Genomic DNA, 3,891 nt, shown 5'->3' with positions numbered 1-3,891 from the left:
GTCTTTGGCTCGCAGCCCATGAAAAGCAATCTTAAGGTATTCATCGGCTAGGGCGTTGAGGTCGGTGGGGCGTTTCTCGCCTGTACCGGTGCGGGCGTGTTCTAACATGCCGCGCACAATGGCCGAGGCCCGGCCCCCGTGGTGGGCGATCTTTTCCAGGTTCTGCTTTAAATCGCCTAATAGTTCGGCTGTCAGGGCCGGGTCCCGGTCCGGTTGCTGTTGCTCCCCTTCCAGTTCGACTACTAACTCCGTACTCACTTCCGCAAAGTTATTGACGAAATTAAGGGGGTTCTGTATTTCGTGGGCGATACCGGCGGTCAGCTCACCAAGGCTGGCCATTTTCTCGGCCTGGACCAATTGAGTTTGGGTAGTACGCAGATCGGCTAGTGTCTTGCTCAGGTCGTCACGTTGGTTGGTTATTTCTTGATTTTGCTGGAGAACTCGTTCGTTCAGGCCCGTTAACTGCGTATTGACCTGCCGTTGCCTACGATAATTACGCCAAAGAATCAATGAAATTAGTAGTAACACGGCTACACCGCTCAACAGGGATACTGCCTGCACTTGGTTCTCAAAACGGGTTTGTTTTTCTTCTATCCGGCGTCGGCGTTGCTGCTCAGCCAGATTGATGGACTCTAACTGTTTGATGCGTTGCTGATTGTATAGGCTATCATTGGCAACCTGCATCAGTTCCGTATATTTTAAGGCACTGTCGGGTTGTTGATTGGCTTTGTAAAGTTGGACCGCTAATTGACTGTTTCTAAGAATGCCCCGGGTTAGGCCCGTTTGTTGGGCGGTAGTTAGGGCTTGTTTGGCATAGTAAAGGGCCGAATCAAGTTGGTGTTTTTTTTGAAAAATGGTGGCTAGCGAATTACAGGTGCGGGTGTAAACCTGCCGGTTATTGGTGGCCAAGGCTAGGGCTTTTGCCTGATTTAGATAGCGAATGCCCTGCTGTAGCTGTCCAGTTTTTTCGGCCAGAAGTCCCAGTTCGCGGAGGACAAACGGGAGTGGATCCCCCCAGGCACCCTGGGAGGTTTTTGGTAATTGCAGGGCCAGGTGGTAGGCTACCTGCTGATACTGTTGGGCCAGGCGCAGTTGATTTTGATACCGGTATGCGTACCCGATGTCTGCTACGGTCTGCACCGCATCCGGGTCTATTGTATGGGTGCTGTCGTAGAGGGCTTTTGCCCGGAAAAGGTAGATTCGGGCTTGTCGGGCATCGGGGAAGGTAATGTAGAGGTACCCGATGGCCTGAAGACTCTGGGCTAGGCCTAACGGATCCTGAGCCAGTCTATTCAACCCCTGGGCATGTAGTAACTCGCTGAGGGCACTAACCAAATCACCTTTTTCGGATAAACTAACGCCCAGTTGGGTCAGGCATCTTCCTTCACCTTTAGCATAGTGGAACTGCTCACTTAGCCTGGCTCCCCGTTGGGCATACCAAATGGCAGAATCGGGCTGGGAATATCGGTAAGACGCACTAATGTCAGCCATGAGTAAAATCCGGGTAGTATCCGTTTTTGCCCGATGGAGCAGTTGCTTCAGCGGGGCAGTCTGGCGATTTTGTGCCCGCAATTGTCCCAGAAACAGGTTACAGGTCAGCAACAAACAGGCTAAAACCCGGATTTTCATACGTTCATGTTGATTAACTAACCGTAAGTTTACTATAAATGAGTCGCTTTGCCGAATCATACGGCGCCTATGCCATATGCCGTCACGGGACCGTCATTCATACGGGATACCCAATCCATGCGAGCCAGTCAGTAGGGCCTACCCTTGTCGCAGTTACGGCAAGCCGTTAAAGCCTTTGTCCAGACCATGGTGTATACAAATACGGGTGCGTTAAAAAAAAGGTACATAAACCACGGTCCGACGTTGCGGTCACGACTGCTCCGCTTCGGCGGTCCGACGGCAGCCCGGTCGAAAATTCGTATCTCGAATAAATGAACTTTTTGGTGAACGGTTTCAGGCGTGGGCGCTGAACGCTATGCTATTGCTGCTAGTCAGGATAAGCGTTCATTTGGCCAAGCCTTTTCCTGAACGATTTCATTGGCACGCTCGAAAGAGAATAAGCATCTAACCTATAAATAATTACGCGTTAAAGGAACTAAAAAAACTTGCGCCTTTGAATGGAGGATTTAGCTGTTAGACGTTATAACAGGGACTAAAGGGCCCCAAGCCCCAAGATCCAAGATCATGTATCCTGAGTACGTCTGGTACTTTAAGCGCCTGATAATTATCAGACTTGTATAAAGTAATCCCCTTCACCCGTTCAAAATGCTACGGATTACGCGTAAAACCGGCACGTCAATGACTAAGACAGGCATCCCCGACATCGGTACTAGGCCACCGACGAGCTACCGATAAGGCTTGCTCACTTACGCTATCACTATTCAAAACCTCACCACTACACTACGGTTTCGCCGTAGAACTAGAGGCCATTGCCGCATTTTGACCACTAACCTTTCAGTAAGATTAAAATATAATTAACCCAAATAGTAAGTAGCTGATTCTTCGTAGGTTTGGTTTATCTCATAAACCCAAACCTATTCACGTATCATGCTTAAACTACTACTGATTTCTTTGATAAGTACCTTCCTTATCAGTCCAATTTTCGCCCAGTTCGGTAATATTCTGGACCGGGCCAGTAATGCTGCTACCAATCGGGCCAACCAAAAAATCGACCAGGGCATAAACAAAGGGTTGGACAAGGTTGAAGAAAGTACCAAGAAGGGTGAAAAAAAATCGCCTACCGATGCCGGTAAGGCCCCTTCCGCCGACACGCAAACAAATACCAGCGGTAGTACCAGTACACCGCTCACTGACAATCCGGTTAGTATGCGATCCTACGCGAATTATGACTTCGTGCCCGGTAACAAAATCATCTTCGAAGACGATTTTCATGCCGATCAGGACGGAGAATTTGCCGAGCACTGGGATTTGCTTGGCGGTCAGGCTGTTCTGAACAAAGTAGGAGATGCACTGGCCATGAAGATCACCGATGGGAACTACGGCAAAGTTGCTCCACTGATGAAGCAGAAAGCGTATCTGCCTAAAGAATTTACCCTGGAATACGATTACTACCAGACCCCCGGTGCCTACGGCCTGGTTTTCTGGTTCGACAATGTGGAGGGGGGGGAAGTTATTAAGTGCGAGGCCAGTCGGGGCGGTTCGCTGGCCACTTTCCAGGTTAACGGCGAGGGGCGCGAGTTAGCCGGAACTATGCCGGAGGAATTAGCATCCGACAATTTCAACAACAAGTGGCACCACGTGGCCTTCATTCTAAAGGGTCGTAGCCTCAAACTTTACATCGATCAGTTCCGGGTGCTGACCGTACCACAAAATACGGCAGTACCGGCACGGGTTACGTTTGGGGGTATTGCCTCACAGGATGAACCGCTAATTTTTAAAAACGTCCGCATTGCCGAAGGGGGTGGTGCAAACTTGATTGGGCAGAAGTTTGGTGAAGGCAAATACATCTCTCATGGTATCAATTTCGATTATGGCAAGGCTATAATTAAGCCCGAGAGTATGGGCGAAATCAATGCCATCCATAAGTTCCTGAGTGAAAACAATAATTCAAGGTTTGAAGTAGGTGGCTATACCGACTCTGATGGCTCTGATGCCAGTAATCTTACCCTCTCACAGAAACGGGCCGAAGCCGTTAAAACGCAACTTGTAAACATGGGTATTGATGGCGGTCGCCTGACGGCCAAAGGATACGGCGAAACCAAGCCTATAGCCGACAATACAACGTTTGACGGTAAAGCACAGAATCGGCGGGTCGAATTTGTGAAGCAATAACTGATGTTACGCAGCCTTGGCCAATAGAGTAGATTGACTTTTGAGGCTGTTGAGTTCCTGCAAAGCCAACTTAGTTGCATTTAGCGTCAG

The 3,891-nt window shown here is 49.4% G+C and carries 2 protein-coding genes; one reads left to right on the top strand and one right to left on the bottom strand.

Annotation, left to right across the window (positions count from 1 at the left end; translation table 11 throughout):
* Positions 1-1,629, bottom strand: a 1,629-nt coding sequence (locus B157_RS39695) for a histidine kinase dimerization/phospho-acceptor domain-containing protein (protein ID WP_052646987.1), incomplete at its 3' end; no start/stop codon positions are given.
* Positions 1,630-2,556: 927 nt separating this feature from the next.
* Between B157_RS39695 and B157_RS0110770 the strand changes: the two genes are divergently transcribed.
* A complete protein-coding gene (locus B157_RS0110770) occupies positions 2,557-3,801 on the top strand; it encodes an OmpA family protein (RefSeq protein WP_020603338.1) in 1,245 nt (414 codons plus the stop codon).
* Positions 3,802-3,891 lie beyond the last annotated feature (90 nt).

It is taken from the genome of Spirosoma spitsbergense DSM 19989 (genome assembly GCF_000374085.1).
Lineage (GTDB): Bacteria > Bacteroidota > Bacteroidia > Cytophagales > Spirosomataceae > Spirosoma > Spirosoma spitsbergense.
This window is presented reverse-complemented; position numbering and strand designations above follow the sequence as displayed.

Excerpts from the sequence above, each read along its gene's own strand:
- B157_RS0110770 (WP_020603338.1), top strand. The coding sequence starts at position 2,557 with ATGCTTAAACTACTACTGATTTCTTTGATAAGTACCTTCCTTATCAGT.